1 pseudogene is annotated in these 233 nt (G+C 69.1%); it reads right to left on the bottom strand.

The annotated features are described in order from the left end of the window. Nucleotides 1-233: pseudogene (locus SB816_RS35215) on the bottom strand (ATP-dependent DNA helicase RecG); the annotation flags it as partial.

Here is a 233-nt window from a genome sequence, read left to right as displayed (position 1 = left end):
GGCGATGCGGAAGCCCGGTGTGCCGGACTGGCGGGTGCCGAGGAGTTCGCCTTCGCCGCGCAGTTTCAGGTCCTCTTCCGCAATCAGGAAGCCGTCCTCGCTGTCGCGCAGGATGGAAAGCCGGGCGCGGCCGTTTTCGCTGAGCGGCCCCTTGTAGAGCAGGATGCAGGTGGAGGCCTCGTCGCCACGCCCGACGCGGCCGCGCAGCTGGTGAAGCTGGGCAAGGCCGAAAC

The sequence above is a fragment of the Achromobacter sp. SIMBA_011 genome (genome assembly GCF_046535435.1).
In the GTDB taxonomy this organism is placed as follows: Bacteria; Pseudomonadota; Gammaproteobacteria; order Burkholderiales; family Burkholderiaceae_B; genus Achromobacter; species Achromobacter dolens.
The sequence above is the reverse complement of the archived record's forward strand: the minus strand, read 5'-3'. Positions and strand labels throughout refer to the sequence as shown.